Origin of the sequence: Paenibacillus sambharensis (assembly GCF_003233845.1) — a bacterium.
Classification (GTDB): Bacteria; Bacillota; Bacilli; order Paenibacillales; family Paenibacillaceae; genus Paenibacillus_I; species Paenibacillus_I sambharensis.
Genome location: NZ_QKRB01000043.1, coordinates 33,759 through 57,710 on the forward strand (window position 1 = coordinate 33,759; position 23,952 = coordinate 57,710).

Annotated in this window: 21 protein-coding genes; 15 read left to right on the forward strand and 6 right to left on the reverse strand. The window is 53.1% G+C overall.

Annotated elements, in window-relative coordinates:
- Nucleotides 1-190 precede the first annotated feature (190 nt).
- From DNH61_RS10000 to DNH61_RS10025, 6 genes are all read left to right on the forward strand, one after another.
- Entirely contained in the window at nucleotides 191-1,090 is a 900-nt protein-coding gene (locus tag DNH61_RS10000) for an aldo/keto reductase (protein WP_111146527.1), read from the forward strand.
- 94 nt (nucleotides 1,091-1,184) lie between these two features.
- Nucleotides 1,185-1,862, forward strand: coding sequence for a tetratricopeptide repeat protein (locus DNH61_RS10005; RefSeq protein ID WP_111146528.1), 678 nt, complete (start codon nucleotides 1,185-1,187; stop codon nucleotides 1,860-1,862).
- 189 nt (nucleotides 1,863-2,051) lie between these two features.
- Nucleotides 2,052-3,797, forward strand: coding sequence for a sensor histidine kinase (locus tag DNH61_RS10010; RefSeq protein WP_111146529.1), 1,746 nt, complete (start codon nucleotides 2,052-2,054; stop codon nucleotides 3,795-3,797).
- A gap of 125 nt (nucleotides 3,798-3,922) precedes the next feature.
- Nucleotides 3,923-5,506, forward strand: coding sequence for an SWIM zinc finger family protein (locus DNH61_RS10015; protein WP_181438644.1), 1,584 nt, complete (start codon nucleotides 3,923-3,925; stop codon nucleotides 5,504-5,506).
- On the forward strand, nucleotides 5,503-8,430 hold the full coding sequence (locus DNH61_RS10020; protein WP_111146531.1) for a DEAD/DEAH box helicase: 2,928 nt from the start codon (nucleotides 5,503-5,505) through the stop codon (nucleotides 8,428-8,430). The genes DNH61_RS10015 and DNH61_RS10020 overlap by 4 nt, the downstream gene beginning before the upstream one ends.
- Nucleotides 8,431-8,470: 40 nt before the next feature.
- A complete protein-coding gene (locus DNH61_RS10025) occupies nucleotides 8,471-8,692 on the forward strand; it encodes a hypothetical protein (protein ID WP_111146532.1) in 222 nt (73 codons plus the stop codon).
- A 67-nt stretch (nucleotides 8,693-8,759) separates the two neighbouring features.
- Here DNH61_RS10025 and DNH61_RS10030 read toward each other — a convergent pair whose 3' ends face one another.
- Nucleotides 8,760-9,524 (reverse strand): TSUP family transporter, encoded by a 765-nt coding sequence (locus tag DNH61_RS10030; RefSeq protein WP_111146533.1) that lies wholly within the window; start codon nucleotides 9,522-9,524, stop codon nucleotides 8,760-8,762.
- 17 nt (nucleotides 9,525-9,541) lie between these two features.
- Entirely contained in the window at nucleotides 9,542-10,156 is a 615-nt protein-coding gene (yfbR, locus tag DNH61_RS10035; RefSeq protein ID WP_111146534.1) for a 5'-deoxynucleotidase, read from the reverse strand.
- A 121-nt stretch (nucleotides 10,157-10,277) separates the two neighbouring features.
- Between yfbR and DNH61_RS10040 the strand changes: the two genes are divergently transcribed.
- The 4 genes from DNH61_RS10040 to DNH61_RS10055 all read left to right on the forward strand — a co-directional run bounded on the left by DNH61_RS10040 (nucleotide 10,278) and on the right by DNH61_RS10055 (nucleotide 15,642).
- Nucleotides 10,278-11,840: a fumarate hydratase gene (locus DNH61_RS10040; protein WP_111146535.1), complete on the forward strand. Its 1,563-nt coding sequence runs from the start codon at nucleotides 10,278-10,280 to the stop codon at nucleotides 11,838-11,840.
- Between the two features lie 37 nt (nucleotides 11,841-11,877).
- Nucleotides 11,878-12,855 carry a bile acid:sodium symporter family protein gene (locus DNH61_RS10045; RefSeq protein WP_111146536.1) on the forward strand — a complete coding sequence of 326 codons (978 nt, stop codon included), beginning with the start codon at nucleotides 11,878-11,880 and terminating at the stop codon, nucleotides 12,853-12,855.
- Between the two features lie 60 nt (nucleotides 12,856-12,915).
- Complete coding sequence (pnpS, locus tag DNH61_RS10050) at nucleotides 12,916-14,733, forward strand: two-component system histidine kinase PnpS (RefSeq protein WP_111146537.1); 1,818 nt, start codon at nucleotides 12,916-12,918, stop codon at nucleotides 14,731-14,733.
- Nucleotides 14,734-14,922: 189 nt separating this feature from the next.
- On the forward strand, nucleotides 14,923-15,642 hold the full coding sequence (locus DNH61_RS10055) for a response regulator transcription factor (protein ID WP_111146538.1): 720 nt from the start codon (nucleotides 14,923-14,925) through the stop codon (nucleotides 15,640-15,642).
- Nucleotides 15,643-15,660: 18 nt separating this feature from the next.
- Here the strand turns inward: DNH61_RS10055 and DNH61_RS10060 are convergent, their stop codons facing one another.
- Nucleotides 15,661-16,530: an AraC family transcriptional regulator gene (locus tag DNH61_RS10060; RefSeq protein WP_111146539.1), complete on the reverse strand. Its 870-nt coding sequence runs from the start codon at nucleotides 16,528-16,530 to the stop codon at nucleotides 15,661-15,663.
- A gap of 160 nt (nucleotides 16,531-16,690) precedes the next feature.
- Between DNH61_RS10060 and DNH61_RS10065 the strand changes: the two genes are divergently transcribed.
- Together DNH61_RS10065 and DNH61_RS10070 are read left to right on the forward strand one after the other, a co-directional pair.
- Nucleotides 16,691-17,185, forward strand: a complete 495-nt coding sequence (locus tag DNH61_RS10065; RefSeq protein ID WP_111146540.1) for a hypothetical protein — start codon at nucleotides 16,691-16,693, stop codon at nucleotides 17,183-17,185.
- A gap of 136 nt (nucleotides 17,186-17,321) precedes the next feature.
- Nucleotides 17,322-18,536 carry a chromate transporter gene (locus tag DNH61_RS10070; RefSeq protein ID WP_111146541.1) on the forward strand — a complete coding sequence of 405 codons (1,215 nt, stop codon included), beginning with the start codon at nucleotides 17,322-17,324 and terminating at the stop codon, nucleotides 18,534-18,536.
- Nucleotide 18,537: 1 nt separating this feature from the next.
- Here the strand turns inward: DNH61_RS10070 and DNH61_RS10075 are convergent, their stop codons facing one another.
- From DNH61_RS10075 to DNH61_RS10080, 3 genes are all read right to left on the reverse strand, one after another.
- Nucleotides 18,538-19,554 carry a DUF3231 family protein gene (locus tag DNH61_RS10075; protein WP_111146542.1) on the reverse strand — a complete coding sequence of 339 codons (1,017 nt, stop codon included), beginning with the start codon at nucleotides 19,552-19,554 and terminating at the stop codon, nucleotides 18,538-18,540.
- A gap of 146 nt (nucleotides 19,555-19,700) precedes the next feature.
- Nucleotides 19,701-19,823 carry a DUF6254 family protein gene (locus tag DNH61_RS26605; protein ID WP_220036931.1) on the reverse strand — a complete coding sequence of 41 codons (123 nt, stop codon included), beginning with the start codon at nucleotides 19,821-19,823 and terminating at the stop codon, nucleotides 19,701-19,703.
- 97 nt (nucleotides 19,824-19,920) lie between these two features.
- Nucleotides 19,921-20,478 (reverse strand): GbsR/MarR family transcriptional regulator, encoded by a 558-nt coding sequence (locus tag DNH61_RS10080; protein ID WP_245948115.1) that lies wholly within the window; start codon nucleotides 20,476-20,478, stop codon nucleotides 19,921-19,923.
- A 265-nt stretch (nucleotides 20,479-20,743) separates the two neighbouring features.
- Here DNH61_RS10080 and DNH61_RS10085 point away from each other — a divergent pair, with 265 nt between their 5' ends.
- The 3 genes from DNH61_RS10085 to DNH61_RS10095 all read left to right on the forward strand — a co-directional run bounded on the left by DNH61_RS10085 (nucleotide 20,744) and on the right by DNH61_RS10095 (nucleotide 23,949).
- Nucleotides 20,744-21,628, forward strand: coding sequence for a carbohydrate ABC transporter permease (locus tag DNH61_RS10085; protein WP_111146544.1), 885 nt, complete (start codon nucleotides 20,744-20,746; stop codon nucleotides 21,626-21,628).
- Between the two features lie 13 nt (nucleotides 21,629-21,641).
- Complete coding sequence (locus DNH61_RS10090; protein WP_111146545.1) at nucleotides 21,642-22,481, forward strand: carbohydrate ABC transporter permease; 840 nt, start codon at nucleotides 21,642-21,644, stop codon at nucleotides 22,479-22,481.
- A 103-nt stretch (nucleotides 22,482-22,584) separates the two neighbouring features.
- Entirely contained in the window at nucleotides 22,585-23,949 is a 1,365-nt protein-coding gene (locus tag DNH61_RS10095) for an ABC transporter substrate-binding protein (RefSeq protein ID WP_425452233.1), read from the forward strand.
- Nucleotides 23,950-23,952: the final 3 nt, after the last annotated feature.

A 23,952-nucleotide genomic window follows, 5' to 3' on the forward strand; every position in this document is an offset into this window, starting at 1 on the left:
CCAGCTTCATAAGCGTCAGCTTAGAACCTAGTTTAGGTTTACCCCTATTCTGGTATAGAAAAACAAGTTTCATGCATGGCTGCATTAGAAAACCATCATCTTGGAGATGGAAAGCCAGCGGTCTTTTGATATGCCTGACACAGCGTGTTAAAATGGCATAGTACATAAGGAGAAAGTGGGAGGGTATCGGATGAAATACAGACTTCTCGGAAAAACGGGCTTGAACGTTTCGGTTGTTGGCATTGGTACTTGGCAGTTCGGAGGCGAGTGGGGAATTAATTACACTCAGGAAGAGGCAAGCGCTGTGCTTCGCAGAGGCAAGGAACTGGGCATCAATTTAATTGATACAGCGGAATGCTACGGCGATCACCTGTCCGAGCGTCTGATTGGCGGTTACCTGAAGGAAGATAAGCGTGAGGACTGGATTCTTGCCACCAAGTTCGGGCATCACTTCCATGCGAATTTTACCCGTGATGATCGTGCTTCTACAGAAGACGTGCTCAAGCAGCTTGAGGATTCCCTTATTGCGCTGGGTACTGACTATATTGATCTCTATCAGTTCCATTCGCTGCCCAACGAGGCATTTGATAACGATGAGTTGTGGACGATGCTGGATAAGCAGAAACAGGCAGGCAAGATCTGCCACCTGGGAATTTCGATCGGATCAAACGAGAATATCCACCAAACCGACAGAGCTACAGAAGTGGGCGCAGATGTTATTCAGGTTGTCTATAACCGTCTGGACCGTAAACCGGAGAAGGAAGTTTTTCCTTCCTGCGAACGTCAAAATCTTGGCGTACTGGCCAGGGTACCGCTGGCCAGCGGATTCCTTAGCGGAAAATATAACAAATCCTCCGTATTCCCGGGCAACGATGTTCGCTCCCGTGCAGCAGGAACGGCGGAGCGCGAGCGCATGCTGGAGGAAGCGGAGGAAATTGCAAGAACAGAAGTGCCTGCTGGCGTGCCTATGGCGGAGTGGGCGCTGGCATGGTGTCTTCAAAATCCTGTTGTCAGCTGCGTTATACCGGGCTGCAAGAATCCAGAACAGGTGGAATCTAACGCTAGGGCTGCAGAGCTGTTGAAAGATTAAGATGCACTGGAATGCTGAAATGCATATAGCCTGACTTTTTCTGTTTATGGTACAATTGTGATTATGATTTCATGAACAGGATGGCGGTAGAAATATGTTCAAATTATTGTCGTTTGGCTTTCTCTGGTACTTTTTCGGAAATCCGATCATAGCCGTACTGGTGCTGCTGGCCATTCTTTATTTGCTTGACCGCAGGTTTGTAGGCTTGTCACCGAGCCTTGTCAAGCCGTTAAAACGGCGCAGCCGGATTGCAAAGCTGAAGCAGCAGCTGCTCCTTAATCCCAATGACAGGTCCTCCCGTATGGAGCTTGCTCATCTTCTAATCGAGAAGCGTTCTTATAACGCGGCCGGAAAAGTGCTCGCGGAGCTAGGTGATTCGATGGAGCATTCGGCGGAATACTGGGATGACCTTGGAAATGTATACCTGCATACCGATGAATTGGAAAAGGGTGAGGAAGCGGTGCTGCGCGCGTTGTCCATCAACCCGCGTGTTAAATACGGACAGCCGTATTTAAGACTGGCGGCTGCCTCGGCGAAGCGGGATACGGGGAAAGCATTGACTTATCTGAATGCGTTCCGGGACCTTCACTCCTCTTCCTGCGAGGCGTATTATCGGCTTGGCGTTATATACAAGCAGATGGACCAAAAGGATGAGGCAAAGCACGCTTTCCGTGAAGCTCTGGACATCTACAGAAGCCTTCCGAAGTATAAGAAACGGCAGGAGCGCGCATGGGCGGTTCGCAGCTTAATCAGCAGAGTGCTGCTAGGTTAGAGGGCTTGCTAAGCGCTGTTTGCTACAACAGAAGACCGGTTCCGGCTTGCCGGGGCCGGTTTTTTTAATCGAAAACATAACAGTGGTTTGTGCGATTGTACCCATTGTATTAAACTCGTAAATCGATGATAATTGAAATAACTGACAGAAAGTGTCGAAAATAAGAGTTTAGAATGTCGGGGGCTGGCGATGAATAAAAACATTTGGCTAATCGCCGCCGTTTTGCTGCTTCTACTGCTGGGAATCAACAATACGGTTTATTATTTCTACACTAAGAAATCGCTGGAGGATAGTTTAAGTCACGAGCTTTTGTCCGTCGCCAAGCAAATTGAGCTGTCCGTTGAGCAGTCCCGGTTGGGAGCGGAACGCTTTGAGGAGCAGATCGGACGGGAGCTGCGGGCGGCCGCTATAGCTGCTCAATTCGCGCTGGATCCCGATGTGGAGCTGGTGACCAATGAACAGCTAATGGAGCTGGCAAGAAGGCTCGATGTCTTGCATATCACTCTGCTCAAGGAAACAGAAGACAACATTGTGCTGTACCGCTCCTCTGATCCGCGGGAGATCGGGATCAAGACCGGCACCTGGCGTCCATGGCATCAAGCCTTCAGGCAGCTGTTTGAAGAACACAATGTATCCATTGACTGGGGGCAGTCACTGCCGAACTTCTGGACAGGACCTTACGATTTTGCTACATCTGACACAAGTAAATTGCGTAAATGGGGGTATTATTACGACGGCTCGACCAACTACATTATTGATCCCTATGTGAGCTATGAAGCTCTCCAGGCTTATGAGGAGAATACCGGAGTAGAAAGGCTGATAAGGAAAACACTTGAGGAAAACTCCTCCCTGCTTGAGATAGCCGGTATTAATCCAGTGATCTATGAGACAGGTGCCGTTCAGACGATCACTTTCTCAGGAGAGACACTGGATCACGAGACACAAAAGCCGGTAATTTTCGGAACGAACAATTACAAGACAGCCAAGGACCGCAAGGCTATCAGGAGAGCGTACGAAACTGGAACGAGTGTGACGGTTGATGGCCGGGTCAATGGTGTGCATGTTATGAAATCATTCATTCCCGTGGATATTGACAAGGTAACGAGCATCCTTGACGATGAGGGGCAGCCAATAAACCGGTACGTGCTGACGATTGTGTCCGACTACCAGGTTATTCAGTCCAAGCTGGACCGCCAATTCACCGGGATCGGTCTCGTCATCGGAGGTCTGACGCTGCTTAGTATTGCAATAGTATGGATCAGCATGCGGCTGCTGCAGCGCTCTAGAGAAAGAGTGGCGGCTGAGGCGCAGCGTACTTATGTAGAAGAGATTAACCAGATGTTCAACATGATCCGCGCGCAGCGGCATGATTTTCTGAACCATGTGCAGACGATCCATTCGCTGGTTCAATTGAACAAGCTGGACGCATTGAAACGGTATGCACAGGAGCTGATCGGCGAGATACGCCTGACTAACGATATCATCAATATTGGAAACCCTGCCATCGCAGCACTGGTTCGCTCCAAGCTGTCTCAAGCTGAATCTAACAAAATCACATTTGAGTGCCGTTTCAGCGGTCTGGAAAAACTGGATCTTGGAATGAAGTCACTCGATCTGACCCGGCTGATCGGCAACCTCACCGATAATGCCTTCGATGAGGTGTTGAAGTATCCTGAAGACGAGCGTTTTGTAGAACTGCATGGCTCTCTGGAAAGCGGACGACTCGTATTTACGATCACCAATACGGCCAAGAATGCCAAGGCGATTAGTGAAATGCCGCTCTTTGCCTCTGGTTATACGACCAAGAATGAAGGCGGGCATCAAGGGCTCGGACTCTCGATCGTGAAATCTATCGTTGAACATTACAAGGGAAGTGTTACGGTTGAGGCAGCGGGTGATGACCGAGTTTCGTTTATTATTGAAATACCGAATTAATCAAGCATTTGATTATATAAGCTGCCGCTGCTTGACTCTTCAGCCGTTTTTCCTTCGGCAGGAGAGTCATTTTTTTGTTATACTGTATGAATGACATAACGGACGGGGTGGGGGTAGATTGCGCAATGAACCGACTGGCGGATGAGCAAGTGGATTTTTTGCAGAGCGCGATTGCCACGCTGATCGTTCCAACCATAATGGAACGAGGGTGGGACTACTACCGCAAGCGGAAGGTAATGGTTACAGAGGTGGTCGAGGGAAACGCGGTATACGGCGCTGTCAGCGGTGAATCCGTCTATGGGGTCATGCTGGATGCCGATGATTTTGCTTACAGCACTTGTACTTGCCCGTATAAAGGTTACTGCAAGCATATGGCTGCTGTCTTCTTCCACTACTACGAGACGACAGGGGAGAATCCTGAGACCTGGTATAGGGACTATAAGGATCGGAATCTACCTGCAGGCATCAAGGGTAAAGCTGCTCTTGAAGCGGCTGCCTCCAGGGTGGAGGATGTGCCGGATCAAGAGTCGGGACCATCTGCATGGCGGGATTTTTTTGCGAAGGACTACGGGGATATATGGCGCCAGTGCCGGCACTCCCTTCATCCGCTCCAGCCAGTGCTGCAGGAGCTCAAGGGCAAGTCCAAGCTGTGGCCCGAGCCGCTGCGCCGGGTTCACTGGCTTCATGTTATCTCATTCGTGCTTGAGCAGGTTGAACTGGCCTATGCCTCAACGGATGCTTATAACCGTTATTATTATGAAATGTCGTTCAGCCGTTCGGTTGACCCGTGGATTGCTCATTTCAACGATCTCGTTGCGGAACTGAAGCCAACGGAAATGGCCGCAGGGGAACAGGAATGGATCGACAGCCTGAATCATGTGCTGCGTGAGAATGCACTCCGGGTGTCTTTCGTCCTTCTTAGATGGGATTATATGCTTCATGTGCTGTGGAAACAGCTTGCCGGAAACCCTGTGCTTGCGGCTGAAGAACGTGAAGCGCTTAACAAGCTGGCAGCAGCCGGAGATTGGGATGACAGGCAGCTCTCCGTGCTGCAGGCGGCTAAAGCGCAGCTCAGCTTCCGCGAGGGCGATGATGCAGAGGCGATTAAGCTGCTGGAGGACACACCGTTTGAACGCACCTCACTGTTCATTTACGAGTTTGCGGAGCAGCGTCTGGGAGCCCGCCATAAGGAAGGGTTGATCCGCTGGCTTGATTTTATTGGAAGCAAGCTGGCGGATTGCCGCAACTCTACAATGCTGCGGCCATTCATGAGGCTTTGCCGGGAAGCGGATCTGAACTGGCCGGATTCGGGACGCTGGCTGGATATGATGACGCAGCATCTTCCTTATTCTTATGCAGAATTGTCGGCTCATCTATTGGAACGGGGCAAATACGAAGAATGGGCGGATCTTCAGCTTCTGCTGACCATCCGTCCTGATGAGCTGGATGTACAGGATATCCGGCAGGTGGCCAAGTCGGCACCGGCTTATCTGCTTCCGCTCTACCATCAGGCGGTTGATGACTCCATTCAAACGCGCAACCGCCAGGGTTATAAGACAGCAGTCAAACTGCTGAAACGTCTTGAGAAACTGTACACGTCAAGCGGCCGAAGCGTCGTATGGAAACGATATATAACTCAACTGCATATGAAGCACTCAAGGCTTAGGGCGCTGCAGGAAGAGTTGAAGAAAGGGAAGCTGGTGCCATGAACGGGACGACAAGTATCCGGGCATGCAGTCTGGATGGGATCTGGCTGGCAGGAGAGGGGTTATGGCTCACTGCCGATGACTGGCATGGAACGGTTGAACGGCTGAGGAAGTCACTGTTTGGCTGGCACAGCGGCTCTTGGTTTGGCGAACAGATAACGAAAAAGGTTAATAGGCATACTGAAGGGCTTCTGCTCAGCCCCTTGATGGCGGTTGATTATATGTCGGAACCAAGACCGGTTCACCTGCTCAAAGTGGAGTGGAGTGAAAGGCTGGCGGTTCTTAGAGATGCAGCTGCCTGGATTCGCACTGCCATGATGCTTGGATGGTTTGCACCCGACCTACGGTATTGGTCGCAGGGGGAGAGAGCCTGGAAACCGTCGCCTCCGGAGAGCGATCCTGCGGCGGCGGAGCAGTGGCGGGAGCTTCTTGAGCGGGCTGATGCGCTTAAGCTGGAAGGCTTGGAGCAATGGCTCAGCGAAGCGCTGGAGGAGCTGTTTGCCTCGGATGAAGAAGCAGGTGAGGCGCTTCGCAGCCTCCTGGTTCGAACAGGTGCGGAGCTTTCGGGCAGGTCCGCGGCGGATGAAGAGGATTGGCTGGTCTCCATCGGCTGGAAGTCCGACGATACTCCGTTTCGAATTGCTCTGCAGCTGCTGGAACCGGATGAAGAACATCAATGGAAGCTTGCCGTACATCTGCAGGACAGGGAGTATCCTGAGCAGTCGTTTGTACTGCGTGAACGAACCTCTGCTGTGAGCGGGGCAGCCGGCACGGATAGCTGGCCGGGACTTGACGATTGCCCGCCCTCCTGGGAGCCATGGCTGTCACAACGGCTGGCAAAGGAAGAAGACAAGTGGCTCGCTGTGCTGCCCGAGATCGAAAATCCTGCTCATCCCGGTACAATCCGGCTGGCTGTAACAGAGCAGGAGGCATGGGAATTCCTTCAGCATGGAAGCCTTAAGCTTTTGCAAGCCGGCTGTGCCGTCATGCTGCCATCATGGTGGGAGGCGGTCCGTACAAGGCGTGTCCGCCTCAAGGCAAAGGTCAAGTCATCTGTCGGCTCCGGCGCGCAGCCGATGTTTGGATTGAATCAAATTGTACAGTTTGACTGGAAGCTCGCTGTTGGAAACCTTGACCTGACAGAAGAGGATTTCAGCAGGCTTGCTGAGGAAAACCGCAGGCTGCTCAAAATCGGCGGCGAATGGGTCCATCTTGATCCGAAGGACATCCAGCTGGTCAAGTCCTGGATTAAGAAAGCCGGTAAGACGAAGGGCATGACCTTCCGTGATGTGCTTGAGTGGCATCTCCGCGGCGAGCATCCGCTAGATGCAGGGGAAAACGCTGAAGATAATGGCATGGCAACGGCAGTCATTGAACTTAACGAGCATTTGGCTGCCTGGATTGACCAGCTGCAGCATGCTGCGGGTCTGCCGCCAGTGAACAAGCCGCAATCCTTCATGGGCGAACTCCGGCCTTACCAGCTCGAAGGTGTATCCTGGCTGGCCTTCCTCCGCAGGTTTGGGCTGGGAGGCTGTCTGGCTGACGATATGGGGCTTGGCAAGACCGTTCAATTTACTGCTTATCTGCTGCATATCAAGGAGCAGAATGAAGCAGCGGGGGTTACGGAATCCCACCCCTCACTCCTCATATGTCCTACCTCGGTCATCGGCAACTGGGAGAAGGAGCTGGAGAGATTTGCCCCTGATTTGACGGTATATGTGCACTATGGACCGCGGAGGACTAAGGGTGAGGCCTTCCGGGAAGCGGTACGCGGCGCGGATCTAGTCTTGACCTCATATGCGCTCGCACCGCTTGACGAGGAAGAGCTTACGATGATTGAGTGGGACGCGCTCTGTCTGGACGAAGCCCAGAATATCAAAAATGTGTATACGAAGCAGTCGTCCGCTATCCGCAGACTGCCTGCCCGCCACCGGATCGCCCTTACGGGCACGCCGATGGAGAATCGGCTGACTGAGCTCTGGTCTATTCATGACTTTATGAACCCCGGTTATCTCGGGAGCCTGGGGGAGTTTCGCAGCCAAGTCGTGCAGCCGATAGAGCGTTCGCGTGATGAAGCACTGATCCGCCAGCTTCAGCAATGGGTGAAACCATTCATGCTGCGGCGTCTGAAGAAGGACCCGGCTATACAGCTGTCTTTGCCTGATAAGAACGAAGCTAAGACCTTTGTCTCATTAACGGCCGAGCAGGGTGTCCTGTATGAGAACACGGTCAATGAGCTGCTCGAAGGTCTGGATGATCTGTCGCCGATGAAGCGCCGCGGCCTGATTCTCGCAACCTTGACGAGATTGAAGCAGATATGTAATCATCCGTCTCTGATGTTAGGCGATATACCAGGAGGTCCGGCCTCTTGGGAGGCAGGCCGCTCGGGTAAGGTAATCAGGCTCCTGGAGATGGTGGAGGAGCTGGCGGCCGAGGGAGACCGCTGCCTGATTTTCACCCAGTTTATTGATATGGGCGCCATGATCAAAGCCAAGCTTGAAGAGCAGCTGGGGATGCCTGTTCCCTATCTTCATGGCGGGGTGGCGAAGAATGAGCGTGATGCCATGATTCAGAACTTCCAGGACACCTCGAAGCCGGGCTGTGCGTTCGTGCTCTCCCTGAAGGCGGGGGGGACCGGGTTAAATCTGACAGCAGCCAATCATGTCTTTCACTTTGACAGATGGTGGAACCCGGCAGTGGAGAACCAGGCTACAGACCGGGCGTTCCGGATCGGCCAGACGAAGGATGTACAGGTTCATAAATTTGTTACCATCGGGACACTTGAAGAGCGGATTGACGATATGCTGACCCGGAAGCAATCGATGAACGACCAGGTGGTCGGACAGTCGGAAGGCTGGATAACGGAGCTTGGCAAGGATGAGCTGAAGGCATTGTTCACACTGCGCAGAACATGGTTCGATGGCTAAGTCCGTTGGCTAAGGTCAGGGAAGGCGAGGTGCCGTATTGATGAAGGATACAGATCATAGCGGGGATGTCCGGGCGGCTGGCAAACAAATCCCTGACCGGCTAAGCAGCCGGAGCAAGGAAGGAAGCACAAGCGCCACAGAAACGGAAACGAATCCGGCTCAGGGGAAAACGATAGAGCCTGCCGCTAGGCCCGGTGCAAGCGAGGATTGGCAGAAGCTGTTCGCAGCTGTCCGGAGCGGCTTGGAGCGGCTTCGCGAGTAGGGAGCAGCAAATAATAAGAACGGCAGGACTGGACAGGTAAGATGTCCGGGCTCTGCCGTTCTCTGGTTTAATGAAAGCTATCCCAGGCTTGTTTGCCGATTAGCGTGATGGTGACTATGATGAACAACGGACGGATATACGAAGCGCCCTTGCGGATCGCGAGCCGGGAGCCGGCCAGTGCTCCTGCTATCATGGCGATCCCCATGATGATGCCATACATATAATTGACCGAGCCCATCAGAATAAAGGTCATCAAGCTTGCCGCATTACTGGTGAAATTCAGCACTTTCGCATTGCCGGCAGCCGTTACAAAATCAAACCCCAGGAAAAGAAAAGCGAAAATCAGGAATGATCCCGTCCCCGGTCCGAAGAAGCCGTCATAGAAGCCGATAGCAAAAGCTGCTATGATGCTCAGCGCACGGGTCTTGTTCGTTAAGCCGGTATACGTCGAGATGCTCCCCCAGTCTTTCTTCAGCAGGGTATAAATGGTGACGCCAATCAGCAGAACAATGACGGCGGGCTTCAGCAGTTCTACCGGGACATGCCTGACCGTATAAGTGCCCAGCACCGCGCCCGTTAACGAGAAGGGGATAAGATACTTCACGACACTGTAATCGATTTTGCCCGAACGCGCGAAAGCGATTGTGCTTGTAAGGGAAGACATCGTAGAGGCCAGCTTGTTCGTTCCAAGCACCACCGGCACCGGCAGTCCGGTCAGCAGCAGTGCAGGAACCGATATCAACCCGCCTCCTCCGACCACTGAATCGAAGAAAGCAGCTAAAAATCCAAGAAGAAAGATTAATACAATGATCTGCAAACTTATATCATCCATGCGGGGACCCTCCGGCCTTAATACTCGGATAACTCGTCCAGCGTTCGGCCGAAGCTTGGTGCCATATGAGTTAAGAACCATTCAATTTCGGGCATGTCTAAATTTTGCAAAGCCAGCTCCGTCTGACCCTTGGCAACGGCGAATTCGCGGTTGCCGGCCGACAGCTCGGACATGCATTTCAAGTAGGCATCCAGCAGATCGGCGGCCTTAAGGTAGACAAGCAGCTCTGCCATCTCCTTATCATACCGCCCCTCAGCCTCCAGCTGCTTCGCACACAGAAGAGGCGAGTATGCCGGCTGAAGCGGCTCGGGCACCATGGCGAGCAGTCGTTCGGCGGCGAGCGCTTCGATTTCCCTGAAGCTCGTCAGCATCTTGGGGTTATGGTGCTTGACGGGGGTAGGAATGTCCCCTGTGAATACCTCTGTGGCATCGTGGAACAGGGACATCGTCACCACGCGGTCGGCGTTCAGCTGCTTGCCGAAAACACGATTGCCGATCTCACACAGCATGTGGGCCAGGAGGCCGACATGGTAGGAATGCTCAGCCACTGATTCACGGGTTGTGTTGCGCATAAGACTCCAGCGTTCAATGTAGCGGAGCCTGTACATATAAGCATAAAAATGGCTTTCCAAGTTATCGCTCCTTCTTGCGGACCCTTTCAAGGAAGGGAAACAGTAATGCGGATAAACCGCTTTCTATGCTATTATATAGCTAATGAATGGATGCGACCAGAGAGGAGCCAGCCGTAACGTGATGCAAAATTTTGAACAAAGCGTTTACAAGCTCATTGTAGAGACGTCCACAAACCTGCCGGGCGATGTCCGCCAGGCGATCAAGCGAGCGCAGGAGGCAGAGGACCGGGCAACCAGGTCAGGTTTGTCATTGTCCACCATAGCCTCGAACATCGAAATGGCGGAGACGAAAATTTCTCCGATCTGTCAGGATACCGGAATGCCTACGTTTGTCGTACACACCCCGGTGGGGGCGAATCAGCTCGTCATGAAGCAGCAAATCCGCAATGCAATTGCGCAGGCAACGAAGGACGGCAAGCTGCGCACGAATTCCGTAGACTCGCTTACCGGCGGCAACACCGGGGACAACCTGGGTCCCGGCACACCGGTCATCCATTTTGAACAGTGGGAGAAGGATACGATAGATGTCCGCCTGATTCTGAAGGGCGGCGGTTGTGAGAATAAGAATATCCAGTACAGCCTTCCGGCCGAGCTTGAAGGCCTCGGCAAGGCAGGAAGAGATCTGGATGGAATCCGCAAGTGCATCATGCATGCGGTATATCAGGCTCAAGGACAAGGGTGCAGCGCCGGATTTATTGGTGTCGGCATTGGCGGTGACCGGACGACAGGCTATGAGCTGGCGAAGCAGCAGCTGTTCCGGCGGACGGATGATACCAACCCGATCCCGGAGCTGCAGAAGCTTGAGGATTACGTAATGGAGCACGCTAACCAGCTGGGCATCGGCACGATGGGCTTCGGCGGACAGGTGACACTGCTCGGCTGCAAGGTAGGCGTTATGAACCGCCTGCCGGCAAGCTTCTTCGTATCGGTAGCCTACAACTGCTGGGCCTTCCGCAGACAAGGCGTGCTGCTGAGCGCGGAGACCGGCGATATCATCGATTGGGTGTACCCGCAGGGCAGCGAGCTGCCGATGAAGGATGAATCGGCTGTGAGCCAGGCGGCGGAAGCTGCGGCTTCCATGGCATCAGAGTCTTCGGAGCGCCGCGAAGTGCGGTTGAAGATGCCGCTTACCGAAGAGGAGGTTCGCTCGCTTCGTGTTGGCGATATCGTCATCCTGGACGGCGAAATGCACACCGGCAGGGATGCGCTTCACAAGCATCTGATGGATCATGATTCTCCGGTCGATCTGAATGGCGCTGTTATTTACCACTGCGGACCGGTTATGCTTAAGGACGAGCAGGGCTGGCAGGTTAAGGCGGCCGGACCGACGACCAGCATTCGCGAGGAGCCTTATCAGGGCGATATCATCAAGAAATTCGGTATTCGCGCCGTAATTGGCAAGGGCGGTATGGGAGCCAAGACACTGGCTGCCCTTCAGGAGCATGGAGCGGTTTACTTGAACGCAATAGGCGGCGCGGCGCAGTATTATGCGGAATGCTTCAAACGCGTCAATGGCGTTGATTTCATGGAGTTCGGCATCCCCGAGGCGATGTGGCATCTGCAAACCGAAGGCTTCGCAGCCATCGTGACGATGGATGCTCATGGCAACAGCCTGCATGCCGATGTCGAGAAAGATTCCTTTAACAAGCTTGCGCAGTTCAAGGAACCGGTCTTCACATCTTAAGCATCATGGAATTTGCCATAGAGAAAGAAGTGATCGGATGAGACGGTTCGGGCTGGCCTTCAACCGTAGATTTGAACAATGGATGTTTCTATTGATCCCTGGGACCCTGGTCCTGGGATTTCTTTTTGCCGGGGAGCTGCTCAGGTTCGTGGAGACGGTCCCTTATCTCTTTGCCTTCGTCACGTTCACAATGGGTCTTGGCTGCGGCTTCAAACAGCTGGCCCATGTGTTCCGCAGGCCGCTGCCGATGGCATGGACGCTGCTGATCGCGCATCTGGCCCTGCCGCTCGCCGCTTATGGACTCGGCAGTATGCTGTATGGAGCGGACTCGCCGTATGTCGTTGGCCTGGTGCTGTTTGCCCTGATTCCGCTGGGCGTTTCGTCTGTTATCTGGGTGGGCATGTCCGGGGGCAGTGTGCCAATGATTCTGAGTCTCGTCGTCATTGATTCCCTGCTCAGTCCGCTTGTCGTACCGGCAGGCATCCGTCTGTTCTTCGGTACGGCAGTCGATGTACATACATCCCAAATGATGATGGATCTGCTGCTCATCATCGTGCTTCCTACTGCTGCGGGCGTTCTGCTGAACCAGCTGACAGGAGGGCGAATTACACCGGCTGTCAAGCCTGTTACGGCCCCGGTCTCGAAGCTCTGCTTTGTCGCTGTAGTAGCGCTTAACGCTGCAGCGATTGAGCCCCACGTTTCGGCGCTTCAGTCGGACATGCCAAAGCTCGTGCCTGTAGTGGTGCTGCTGGTGGGAATCTGCTATGCCGCGGGGTATTTCGGAAGCAAGCCGCTCGGCAGCCGAGAGCTGGAAGCGACGGTTTCCTATGCGACAGGCATGCGCAACATCTCCCTTGGGATCGTGCTTGCGCTTGGATATTTCAGCCCGCTGGCCGCTGTACCGGTTGTACTGGCCATTCTGATTCAGCAGCCGGTTGCCACTCTTCACCATTACGCTTTACAAAAACTTCACAAAGTGAAATCTGGCGAAACTGTATCCCGGCAGGTACGATAGAACGAAGGCAGTGTCACTGGAATCAGACAGTGTAACTAGAAGAAGGCAGGTAACCAAAGGATGAACAGCTTTCGTGCAAGACTTGCAATCATTATGATCGTAACGGTTGGACTGGCCGTCTTCTTATCCGGTCTGTTCATGGCCAAGTCGGTGGAACGCAATTATTTAACGTCGAAGCAGGACAATATGGTCAGGGAAATGCGGCTGGTACTGGATGCCATGGAGTGGAGGCAGGGGCAGCCCGAGGAGCTGTATTATTATTTTACAAAAGAAGCGAACCGCATTAAGAATATTACCGGCTCGCGGGTAACGTTCATACGGGGTGACGGGACTGTGCTGGGCGAGTCCGATGAGGACCCGAGGAAGCTGCTTAATCATGCCGGCCGCCCGGAAGTGCTGGAGGCGAAACGGGATGGAATCGGCCGGGATATCAGGAAGAGTGAGTCCGTTGGCCATAATATGATGTATGTTGCCCTGGCGCTTGAGCCGGGCTCCGATAACTCAGACATTATTCGAATGGCTATGAGCATCGAGGATGTGGAAACCAGCATTCGGGAGCTGTGGTTCTTTCTGATTATGGGGCTGCTGGTGCTGTTCTTCGTCTCCGCGGTGGTCAGTTACCGGGTTGCTCTCGGATTGACACGACCGCTCGAACAGATTACCCGGGTGGCGAAGCGCATCCGAAATTCCGAATACCAGGCGAGAGTCACGGTGAGGAAGCAGGATGAAATAGGAGAGCTGGGTACGGCTATCAACGCGATGGCTGAAAGCCTGCAGGAGCATATGAAGCAGATCAGGCAGAAGGAAGGCCAGCTGGAGAGCGTTCTTGACAATATGATCAACGGCATTGTCATGATTGACCGCAAAGGCAAGATCTTGCTGCTGAACCGGATGGCGGAGGAAGTGCTTGGGTTCTCGGCACGCGAGCTTGTCGGCAGGCATTATGCGGAGGCAAAGCAGCAGTACGAGCTCGCGCAGATCATCCAGGAAGGCCTGGTCAAGAGGCAGCATCTGCATGATGAGATCACGTTTTATTTCCCGGAGGAGCGGCTGCTGGAAATTAACCTGGTGCCGGTCTTCCATTCGGTAGAGGAGTTTGGCGGAGTGCTGCTCGTGCTGCAGGACGTCTCGGCGATCCGCAGACTGGAGCGGATGCGCAGTGAGTTTGTTGCGAATGTGTCCCATGAGCTTAAGACGCCGATAGCGGCTGTTAAGGGATTCGCCGAGACACTGCTGGGCGGAGCTGTTAATGATCCTGAGGTCGCCAAGTCATTCCTGCAGATTATATACGATGAGAGCGAGCGCTTGAACAGGCTGATCGGCGATATTCTGGAGCTGTCCAAGGTGGAATCCAGGCGGGTCCCGCTGCAGTTCTCGCCAGTTGAGCTGTCGAGCTTTACGGCGAAGACTGTGGAGCTGCTCTCTGCGCAGGCTGCCAGTAAAGGGATTACGATCGAGACGGATGTTGAGAATGACTTGTACCTTGAGGCGGATGAGGACAGGCTCCGGCAGATTGTCATGAATCTTCTAGCCAATGGTATTAACTATACGCCGGAGGGCGGCAAGGTGACGATGAAGGTTGAGGCCGTATCCTTGGGCAAGCCGGCGCCAGTCCCGGATGGAGTAGAGAGTGATTATGACCATGTGAGAATCTGGATTACGGATACCGGAATTGGCATACCGAAGAAGGATCTGCCGCGTATCTTCGAACGCTTCTACCGGGTAGATAAAGCCAGGTCGCGCAGCTCAGGCGGCACGGGTCTGGGATTATCAATTGTAAAACATCTCGTTGATCTTCATAAAGGCTCAATCACGGTGGAAAGCACCGTTGGTGTAGGTTCGACCTTCATGATTGAGCTGCCGGTCATTCAGCAGTAAAACGGTCTGCACTTTTAGTCCTGAACAGGGACTGGAAGTGCCTTTCCGGCTGCCCAATTATTAAGATATTGTATAGATTTCGACTTTTTTTACAATACGTTTACCCTTCTCTAACAAAAACATGCTATGATGAACGTATCATAAATGAATATGCGGCCTAAGACGGTCCGCAAATCCTCGGGGGTTTTCATGTCTCATAAGATACTGGTTATAGAGGATGAACCGACATTAGCACGTCTATTGTCCTACAACCTGACACAGGAAGGCTATGAAACGACGGTCGCCGATCATGGCGCTGAAGGACTCCAGATCGCACTGCAGCGCCACTTCGATCTGATCATTCTCGACATTATGCTGCCGGGAATGAACGGGTTCGAAATTTTAACGAAGGTTCGTCAGAATGGCGTCAGAACGCCAATCATTATCTTGACGGCGCGCAATGCAGAAGAAGAAGTGGTGCAGGGCCTCAAGCACGGAGCGGATGACTACATTACGAAGCCGTTTGGCGTAGCTGAGCTGCTCGCCAGGGTATCGGCCGTTCTGCGGCGTACCCACAATGAGGACGTGAGGACAGCGGACGTATCAGAGAAAGTGATAGCTGTCGGTGAGCTGGCGATTTACCCGGAGAAGTATGAAGTGGTTATTGGCGGTGAGACCGTGCCGCTTCGGCCGAAGGAATTCGAGGTGCTGCTGTATCTGGTTCAGCGGCCGGGAATGGTTATCACAAGAGACGATCTGATGAATGTGGTATGGGGGTTTGACTACATAGGCGGCCAGCGAACGGTCGATGTGCATGTAAGCTCTCTGCGCAAGAAGCTGGAGCTCAGCCAGCAATCTGTTCAGATAGAATCCATCCGAGGGGTCGGATACAAGCTCGTTATGCCAAAGAAGCTCGGAGCACCTAAATAAAGGTGAACCGAGCTTCTTTTATTTGCGGTTCCAGGCCAGCATCCGCTTCTGATATTCCTTGGGGGAGCAGTCATTGTATTTCTTAAACATCTTGTAGAAATGCGCCATGTTGGGGATGCCGATTTTCTCGCCGATCTCGGAAATGCTCCGGTCCTCGGTGAGCAGAATGCGTTCAGCCCATTTGATTTTCCGGTAGTTCACGTATTCGGTGAAGGACAGCCCTACAGCTTTCTTGAAAAATTTGACGAAATAGTAATAGCTCATATTAGCCAGCTTGCAGACGTGATCGACATGAATGCGGCTGGTAAGATTCGCTTCGACATAATCGAACACAGGCTTGAGGCGTATGCGGTCGAAGTCCTCACCCTCCTCAAGGGCATGCTCGGGGTCATTGCGGAGAAGCAATAGCAGAATGTTCTTGATCAGGATGTTGACGGCCATCTCGTATCCGGGCGGCTTGGCTGCCGCTTCTTCAAATATCTCACGGATATAGCCGGCTACCTTTTCTTTGACATGAGGCCGTTCTTTAAAGATATAATTAATTCGGCTGAGCGGTTTCTTCGTTTCGGTAAAAAAACGGATATACTGCATCGTACTGTGATCAAAGAACTGGTCAATGTCAAATTGGAGCACATAGTAGTCCAGCGGTCCAGAGGTGCTCTTATCACGATGCAGCTGAGAAGAGCCGATCACGACGATATCTCCCGGAGTCAGATGATGGTATTCATCCTCTATATATACATCCAGTTCCCCTTGGTCGATCAGCAGCAGTTCAATTTCCCGGTGATAGTGCCAGCTGATGAACAGGTCATCCTCACGGATGCTCCGGAAGATCCGCAATGACAAGAGAGGGTTTTCAAAATCGACTTTCTCGTTGTAAGCTTCCACTCGTGCACTCCTCACTAACACAACATTGCATAACGTTCAGCGTCAATGCCGTCTGATAATAGTTAGACATTTACCTATTCTTTATTCTATGGTGATTGCCCGGTAAGAATCAAGTCCGAAGATGATTTTCCATCGATTCCAGCAGCAGGGAGGGAACAGTATGAGAAACCAGAGGGAGAGCATGAGCAGCAGACGGCTTGGCATCAAAGGGATTCTGCTGGTACTCGCAGCTGCCATCCTGCTCGCGGCGGCCGCCACAGCTTGCCAGCCGGACAGGACGGCTGGTTATAGAACGGCTGAATCAACCCGGCCTCCGTCGGAAAGCCAGCGGGAGCATACGCCGCAAGAATCAGCCGCAAGGGGGATTGTTGTCGAGCTGCGTAATCAAGCAGGCAGGCCTCTTGCCGGACTGTCGCTGCAGTATCCCGGCGGTCTGCTGGCCCTTGCGCCAATTGCGGCGGGAGAAGGCATCGAGGTGACAGTTATGCCTGACTTGGAGCAGGGAGGAGAACTGCGGCTCTTGTACCGCAATTCAGCGGATCAGGTGAAGTCGCTGGCACTGCCCGGACTCTTGTCACGGGAGACAGAGGGACCGGTCAGGCTTTCCATTCATGCTGACGATCCGGACGGGCTTCGGCTGCTCACTGTTTCGTGATGCCATCCATCAGACGCTGGAGGCTCTACTCGAAAGCCCGATTGTAAATATTCCATGAAACAGGTTGTACTTATCCGCCGGAAGCATTTACAATCTTGGGGAGCGGTAAGACTAACCGATGTAAGGAGCATATACTATGATAGCAAACAGCGGAGAAATTCCCCAGAATGGGAAGAAGGGCAGGCTTGCTTCATTATTAGAGGTGCTGGCTGTCTCTACCAGACTGGGCCTTACTTCCTTCGGAGGCCCAATTGCACATCTTGGCTATTTTCACGGAGAATACATACGTAAACGCAAATGGATGGATGAGCGGAGCTACGCGGACCTGACAGCTCTTTGCCAATTCCTTCCGGGGCCTGCCTCGAGTCAGGTGGGCATCGGGATTGGGATTGTAAGAGCTGGCTTGCTTGGCGGGCTTGTTGCCTGGCTCGGTTTTACCCTTCCCTCTGTTATCGCACTGGTTGCATTCGCTTACCTGATGCAGGGACTGGATATCGGAAGCGCCGGCTGGATTCATGGATTGAAGATAGCAGCTGTCGTGATCGTTGCGCATGCGGTTATGGGGATGGGACAAAAGCTGGCGCCGGACCGTGAGCGGATGACGGTGGCCGTCATAGCGGCGATCGTAACCTTGTCCTGGCAGACGACCTACAGTCAGGTGCTGACTATTCTGGCAGCAGGTGCGGCAGGACTGTGGATATACCGCCGAAAGCTGGTAGACCCGAGTCCGGCTTTGCCGATTGCTGTAAGCCGCTTAACAGCTGTAGTCTGCCTGGCTCTGTTCGCTATCCTGCTTATTGGCCTTCCGCTGCTCAGGCAGTGGAATGAAGCGCAGTGGCTTGCCATGTTCGACAGCTTCTACCGTTCGGGTTCGCTTGTATTCGGAGGCGGACATGTTATGCTGCCCCTGCTCGAGCGTGAAGTCGTTCCTTCCGGCTGGGTCAGCCAGCAGGATTTTCTGGCCGGCTACGGCGCCACACAGGCAATCCCCGGACCGCTATTCACCTTTGCGGGCTATCTGGGGGCGGTCGCTTCCGGAATCTCAGGTGCTGTGGTCGGCATAACCGCCATCTTCCTGCCGGCATTTCTGCTTGTTGTAGGAGCGCTCCCGTTCTGGAATGCTCTGAAGAGCAGTCCAAGGGTGCAGGGAGCCTTGATGGGCATCAATGCGGCTGTAGTCGGGATCCTGCTGGCTGCTTTATATGATCCGCTCTGGACGACAGCCATCCTTGCGCCGCTTGACTTTGCCCTAGCGCTGCTGCTGTTCGTTATGCTGGTCTTCTGGAAGCTGCCGCCGTGGGCTATCGTGCTGGCTGCTGCAGCCGGAGGCGTTCTGCTGGGTTATCTATAATTTACCGCTTATGAGCGAGCACCCGCCGGTCTACATTTCCCGGCAGCTTCTCCATCCAGCCGTATTTGATCAACAGCTCCGCACCTTCGTCGGCGTATGAACCAATTTCGGCTGAAAGTCGTGCATATGAGGCTGAGATATCACGCCGCATAGAGACGGATAGAGCTGCGCCATAGTTCGTCAGAGCAGCTGCATTTAATCCTGTGATATGGAAGAGCATGAGCTTGTCGGAGAAAGGCGCTTCTGTGGAGGCCATCACATCGGAATCCCAGGTCATCGGCGCTGGCAGATCCTCGTCACGCAGGTACGAAGAGAAAACCTCGATCTGCTTGTGGGCAATATCCTTGCCGCGCAAGAAATAGCCGCGGATTTCCTCCGACTGGGCGCATTGGGCGAATCCAGCTATGAATGCTTTGCCGAAGGCGTTGGTCTGGATATTATTATAGAGATGGTTGATTTCCGCAGCATTCAGCGGTCGCCTGTCCCCCAGCAGCCCGTTCAGGAAGCTGTCCTTATGGACGTATTCTACTGCTTCAGGTGTCGGAATATAAGGCGCACGAATAAATAATCCCTTCCGCAAGAGAACGTCAACCACTTTGTTGAACAGCTCCGCTGTGCTGGTCAAGCATTTGGTGAAATATTCCCTTACGTCGTCGCGGGCACAGCTTGCAAGTGCAACCGCATATAAGGAAAGCCCATGCTTTGCTGCATTTTTAAGGTAAATCAAAAACGCGGTATCCGAATACAGGCGCTCAGCATTCAGGTTCACATCATCGTCAGTAAAGCCGTGTGGAACCGGGTAATTGTCGCTGCGGAACAGCTCGGGCATCAGCTTAAGGTGCTTCTCGCTGATCCTGCGGGCAAATTCGAGGATATCCCTGACCTCAGTGTCTTCGACCTTTTCGAGGAAATAACCTAGCATACGGATTGCCATACTATCCCCCATATAGTTGGCCCACAGCTGGGCAATCTCAGCAGAGGTCAGCCGAATATTTTGCTCTGTGTACGACAAGGACATATCCCCCAGACATAATATTTTCCTATATCGTTCACACTTTATTCAGAAACTATACGGCTGTCATCCGGCTCATACAAAAAGACACCGGCCCTTCTGCAAAGCGCAGAGCAAGCGGGTGTCTTCTTGTGCTGTTCTAGTTGAGCGGGTTACTTGGAATTGCCTTCAGCTTCCTCAGACAGCTGGTGCAGTGATTTGATTTTGCCGTGAGGCTTCTGGTCCTGCTTTCGGATCTTCCACGCATTCTCCCTGCGGTTCTTGGATGAACTCATTGGCAGCTCAGCTCCCCTGTAATTAAAAATAACTTCAGCTATATCGTCTCCAGGGAAGGGCTCTGTTATGAGCGGATGTGAATGCCGGGCTACCAGTCTACAGGTTCAGCTGGTTCAGCTTGTCATTAAACAGCTTGCCCTGCTGCAGAAGATGAATGAAGCGCTGCAGCCACTCATAATATTCAAGCGCGTGCAGCAGTTTATGGTAGACAGCAAGTGCCTCCTTCCGCACCTCATCATTGGTGGATACATCCAGAATCACAGCCTGCACTTCAGGCAGGGCTTGTTCAGCAGCGGAGCGCATGACATCGACTTCACGCTGCAGCTTGGTAGTAAAGAAGGACTGAAAAGCTTGATAGAAATCTGTCTCCGCCTTGTAGAGAACCTTGCGCTCAAGCTTCTCATCCAGCTTGTGCACCATCCGCGAATCAATCAGGGAACGGACGGCATAGCTCATGCTGGACTTGCTCATCCCCATCGTATCCTTCATCTCCTCCAATGTCATCGGACGATCCTCGAAGAACATAATACCGTATAATTCCCCAACGGAAGGGGTGGCGCCGTATAAATCCATCGTGACGGATATCGCTTCAATCACGGAGCGCTTAAGCCGCTCCAGCTTGACCTCGCTGCTCGGGATGTCAGTCATCGTCATTATTTCCTTTCCCGGTAATAAATCTCAGGTAATAGTATACAGGTTTGCGGCCCAGGTTGATAGAACCGCGGGTCGTTTTTTTGCCTGCCGTCATCTTCGTTCTTAAAGAAATCAACATATGGCGTTAACACAGCGTTGACCTTTAAACTCGCAATCGAATGTACAATTATTTTTGAACACAGAGGTGTTTTTCTGAATATAGCAGGAATATACCAATGAAATTGACATCTGTTCAATAATTAATGAACGGTTGGGAGGAGTTAGCTTGAACTGGCGTAAAAAGCTCGGCGAACCCGCCGCATACGGCTATCTGCTGCCGGCTCTGATCCCGCTGGCCTTATTCTGGATCGCGCCGATGCTGTATGTTGTGTATCTCGGGTTTACGGACTGGGACTTCATGAGCCCGGACAAAACCTGGATGGGTCTCGAGAATTATAGAGAGCTTCTGCAAAATGAAGATTTCTACAAATCACTGCGCGTTACCCTGTTGTTCGGTCTCGGAACGGTGCTTCCCGTAATGGCCGGAGGCTTGGTGCTGGCTTCCCTGCTCCAGGGCAAGCTCAGAGGAAAAGCCATCTATCAGGCGATTGTCTTCTCGCCGTGGATCACAACCACTGTAGCAGTCTCCATCGTATGGTCCTGGATCTTCGAGCCGCGTGTCGGACTGGCCAACGGGGTGCTGAGAATGCTTGGGTTCGATGGAGTGGAATGGCTGCAGAGCTCGGTGTGGGCGCTGCCGGCTGTCATCATCGTCAGCGTATGGCAGAGCATGGGCTGGGCGATGGTCTTCTATCTGGCTGCCCTGCAGCAGGTGCCGCAGGATCTCAAGGAGGCGGCGGCGATTGATGGAGCGGGCAGATTGCGAACCTTCTGGAATGTGACGATTCCGCTCATATCGCCAACGTCCTTCTTCCTGTTTATCATTCTCTGGATTCAATCGTTCCAGGCCTATGACCAGATCAGCATCATGACGCAGGGCGGACCGGCAGGCTCGACACGTACCCTGCTGTACCTGTACTACCAATCGGCTTTCGAACGCTTCGATGTGGGCGAGGCATCGGCGGTTGCACTGGTGCTTGTGGTTCTGTCCGCGGCGTTCTCCCTGCTGTCCGGGTGGGTCAGCAGGCGGTTCGTCCATTATACGAATTAGGAGAGAGATTGCAATGAGAGAAACCGCTCTATGGGTCAGACCGCTGCGGCATCTGTTCTTGACTGCTCTGTGCAGCTTGATCGCCTTCCCGTTCTTCTGGATGATCACCAGCTCACTGAAGACTAACGACGAGATTTGGAGCGTGCCGCCTGTGCTGTGGCCGGAGGAGCCGCTTTGGGGGACCTTCCTCGCAGCATGGCAGGCGGCGCCATTTGGACAGTACCTGTTGAACAGCATTATGGTAGCAGCTGTTATTGTTCTGCTGCAGATGGTTAACTCCGCGATGATGGCTTACGCATTGACGCATATGCATTTTCCGTTTCGGGGCGCGCTCTTCGCGATCATTATCGTTACCTATATGCTCCCGGCTTCGGCAACCTACCTTCCGGCCTATGTCATCTTGTCAGAGCTTAACCTGATTGATACTTATGCCGGACTGATTATCTCGAATGCGGTCAGCGTGTTTGCGATCTTCCTGGTCAGACAAGCTTTCCTTCAGCTGCCCAAGGAGCTCGCTGAGGCCGCCAAGATTGATGGGGCACCGCATTGGCGGATTCTGTGGACGATTATGGTTCCGCTGACCCGTTCGACCTTTGTGGTCATGGGCCTGATCACCTTTATCGGGATGTATAACAACTATTTCTGGCCGTCGCTTATAACGAAGAGCCCGGAGCTTTATCTTGTCTCTGCCGGACTGCGAAGCTTCTTCGTTGAGGGAGGGGCGTACGGGATGAACTGGCCGCTTATTATGGCGGGCAGCACGATTACGATTTTACCGTTGCTGATCCTGTTCCTGTTCGCCCAGCGGCTGCTGATGAAGGGGGTGAGCCTCTCATTCGGTGTGAATAAATAGCGGCCGTGCAAGAGGTACAACATTGCGCCTAAGGGAGATATTCAGTGTTTACGTGCAATACCGGAAGACTTGTAGTGACAATATCGATATAAGGGAGAGAACAATGCAAATGAATTGGGTACGCAAGCCGCTCGTCATGATTATTATGCTGTCCGCCATGCTGGTAACGGCATGCTCGTCAGGCAATAACGGTAACCAGGGCAGCGGTAATACGAATGCAGGCAGCGCTGTGAACACAGCGGGAGCAAACGGATCCGCGTCTGCGAAGGAGCCTGTTCACATTGAGTTCTGGTACGGGCTGGGCGGCAAGCTTGGCGAACAGATGGAAGCGACCATCAAGGCATTTAATGAATCACAGGATGAAGTAGTTGTGAAAGGTGTCGTTCAAGGCAACTACACGGAAACCCAGCAGGCGCTGCAGGCTGCAATCGCCTCCAAGAAGGTGCCTGCCGCAGCGCTGATTCAGGAGAATTCCTGGGCGAGCAAAGGCTATTTTGCGCCGCTTGACGACTTCATTGCCGCTGATGCCGGGTTCAACAAGGATGACTTTATTCCGGCATTCCTGGAGCAGGGTGTCGTAGACGGCAAGCAGTATTTCCTGCCGCTGTATGGCACCACTCAAGTGCTTTACTACCGGAAGGACATGCTGGAGAAGGCGGGTTTGACACCCGATGCGCTGAACACGTGGGAAAGCTTATCCGAAGCGGCTAAGACGATGACAGTGGCAGACAGCGGCAAGCCGTCCGTATATGGCTGGATGCCCATGTGGGGCAGGGAAAATATGATTGATGCCGCACTAAGCCGCGGAGGCAAGATGGTCAGTGAAGACGGCAAAACCCTGCTTATTGACAGTCCCGAATGGATTGAGACATGGGAGCAGTTCCGCAAATGGATTCATGAAGACAAGATTATGGCCATCCATTCAGGCGGACAGGGCTGGGAATACTGGTATAAGACAATTGACGATGTAATCCAGGGCCGTGCAGCAGGTTATACCGGTTCAAGCGGCGATCAGGGCGATCTTGATTTCTCTATTGTAGCCGCTCATCCGCAGCCTGGCTGGGAAGGCCATCCGGCTGCACCGGTCGCTTCATCGCTTACAGCTGCCGTTCTGGCAGCGGCTCCGGCAGAGCAGCAGGAAGCGGCATACAAGTGGCTGACCTTCTTCTCTAACACATCCAATACAGCCCAGTGGTCGATTAACACAGGTTATATCGCTGTCCGCAAGTCTGCGCTTGACGATCCGGAGTTCAAGGCGTTTGCCGAACAGAATCCGCAGATCAGGGTACCGCTGGAGCAGGCGCAAACCGCTTCAAGCCCTTATATTGATCCGACAGGCGGCAAGATCAACGATGCACTGAAGATCGCAGCTGATAAAGTTCAGATTGAGAATATACCGGCTGAGAAAGCGCTGAAGGAAGCCAAGGAAAAGGCGCAAAAAGAGCTGGATAAGGTTACAGGAGCGTAACCG

Bases quoted from the DNA above. Each gene is read 5' to 3' on its own strand.
- DNH61_RS10000 (WP_111146527.1), top strand. From the start codon at position 191: ATGAAATACAGACTTCTCGGAAAAACGGGCTTGAACGTTTCGGTTGTT.
- DNH61_RS10005 (WP_111146528.1), top strand. From the start codon at position 1,185: ATGTTCAAATTATTGTCGTTTGGCTTTCTCTGGTACTTTTTCGGAAAT.
- DNH61_RS10010 (WP_111146529.1), top strand. From the start codon at position 2,052: ATGAATAAAAACATTTGGCTAATCGCCGCCGTTTTGCTGCTTCTACTG.
- DNH61_RS10015 (WP_181438644.1), top strand. From the start codon at position 3,923: ATGAACCGACTGGCGGATGAGCAAGTGGATTTTTTGCAGAGCGCGATT.
- DNH61_RS10020 (WP_111146531.1), top strand. From the start codon at position 5,503: ATGAACGGGACGACAAGTATCCGGGCATGCAGTCTGGATGGGATCTGG.
- DNH61_RS10025 (WP_111146532.1), top strand. From the start codon at position 8,471: ATGAAGGATACAGATCATAGCGGGGATGTCCGGGCGGCTGGCAAACAA.
- DNH61_RS10030 (WP_111146533.1), bottom strand. From the start codon at position 9,524: ATGGATGATATAAGTTTGCAGATCATTGTATTAATCTTTCTTCTTGGA.
- DNH61_RS10040 (WP_111146535.1), top strand. From the start codon at position 10,278: ATGCAAAATTTTGAACAAAGCGTTTACAAGCTCATTGTAGAGACGTCC.
- DNH61_RS10045 (WP_111146536.1), top strand. From the start codon at position 11,878: ATGAGACGGTTCGGGCTGGCCTTCAACCGTAGATTTGAACAATGGATG.
- pnpS (WP_111146537.1), top strand. From the start codon at position 12,916: ATGAACAGCTTTCGTGCAAGACTTGCAATCATTATGATCGTAACGGTT.
- DNH61_RS10055 (WP_111146538.1), top strand. From the start codon at position 14,923: ATGTCTCATAAGATACTGGTTATAGAGGATGAACCGACATTAGCACGT.
- DNH61_RS10065 (WP_111146540.1), top strand. From the start codon at position 16,691: ATGAGAAACCAGAGGGAGAGCATGAGCAGCAGACGGCTTGGCATCAAA.
- DNH61_RS10070 (WP_111146541.1), top strand. From the start codon at position 17,322: ATGATAGCAAACAGCGGAGAAATTCCCCAGAATGGGAAGAAGGGCAGG.
- DNH61_RS10075 (WP_111146542.1), bottom strand. From the start codon at position 19,554: ATGTCCTTGTCGTACACAGAGCAAAATATTCGGCTGACCTCTGCTGAG.
- DNH61_RS26605 (WP_220036931.1), bottom strand. From the start codon at position 19,823: ATGAGTTCATCCAAGAACCGCAGGGAGAATGCGTGGAAGATCCGAAAG.
- DNH61_RS10080 (WP_245948115.1), bottom strand. From the start codon at position 20,478: ATGACGATGACTGACATCCCGAGCAGCGAGGTCAAGCTGGAGCGGCTT.
- DNH61_RS10090 (WP_111146545.1), top strand. From the start codon at position 21,642: ATGAGAGAAACCGCTCTATGGGTCAGACCGCTGCGGCATCTGTTCTTG.
- DNH61_RS10095 (WP_425452233.1), top strand. From the start codon at position 22,585: ATGCAAATGAATTGGGTACGCAAGCCGCTCGTCATGATTATTATGCTG.